Raw genomic sequence first — 1089 nt, 5'->3', positions numbered from 1 at the left:
TGTAAGCTCCTACGGCTTGTAGGCACACGGTTTCAGGTACTCTTTCACGACCCCTCACCGGGGCACTTTTCACCTTTCCCTCACGGTACTCGTGCACTATCGGTCATCAGGGAGTATTTAGGCTTACCAGGTGGTCCTGGCAGATTCACACAGGATTTCTCGGGCCCCGTGCTACTTGGGATCCCCTCCAGCAGTCGACAAGGTTTCGCCTACCCGGCTCTCACGGTCTACGGCAGCCCTTCCCAGAGCTTTCGACTACCCCATCGATTTCTCACTGCTCGAAGAAACGGCAGCTCCTTCAAGAAGGTCCCACAACCCCGGACATGCAACGCCTGCCGGCTATCACACACGCCCGGTTTGGCCTCCTCCGCTTTCGCTCACCACTACTCACGGAATCACTCTTGTTTTCTCTTCCTACGGGTACTGAGATGTTTCACTTCCCCGCGTTACCACCAACCGCCCTATACATTCAGGCGGAGGCAACACCACATGACTGGTGCTAGGTTTCCCCATTCGGACATCCCCGGATCAACGTCTGGTTGGCGACTCCCCGAGGCTTAACGCAGCCTCCCACGTCCTTCATCGGCTCCTGATGCCAAGGCATCCACCGTGTGCCCTTAAAAACTTGGCCACAAAGATGCTCGCGTCCACTATGCAAATCTCAAACAACAAACAGCAACCAGCTCACCCACCACACGACAGTGGTGAACTCCCTGGTCCTGTGCTGAGGTACCAACAGAACCGCAGGCCCGGCACCCCATCCCTGGGGGCGAGCCTGCCGGTGTCCGTTTCCTCAGGACCCAACAGTGTGTCCAACCGGTCTCGGCCCTCCATCCCACGCCCTCCCACTCCCCTCAGGCGCGAACCCGAGAGGCGGTACTAGCGCGGTGACGACCGCGGCCGGTTGAGTAGCCAGTGCTCCACTAGTGAGCTGCCGTGTGCAAGACGTTCGCTTGCAGGCACAGCGTGGACCGAGACGGTGAAGCCTCGGCCGGTGCTCCTTAGAAAGGAGGTGATCCAGCCGCACCTTCCGGTACGGCTACCTTGTTACGACTTCGTCCCAATCGCCAGCCCCACCTTCGACCGCTC

2 rRNA genes are annotated in these 1089 nt (G+C 59.3%); both read right to left on the bottom strand.

The features are described from left to right. Nucleotides 1-631 (bottom strand): 23S ribosomal RNA (locus ACGFI7_RS41760); the annotation flags it as partial. A 374-nt stretch (nt 632-1005) separates the two neighbouring features. Then, nucleotides 1006-1089: ribosomal RNA gene (locus ACGFI7_RS41755) — 16S ribosomal RNA — on the bottom strand; the annotation flags it as partial.

Source organism: Nonomuraea sp. NPDC048826 (assembly GCF_043198225.1).
Classification (GTDB): Bacteria; Actinomycetota; Actinomycetes; order Streptosporangiales; family Streptosporangiaceae; genus Nonomuraea.
This window is presented reverse-complemented; position numbering and strand designations above follow the sequence as displayed.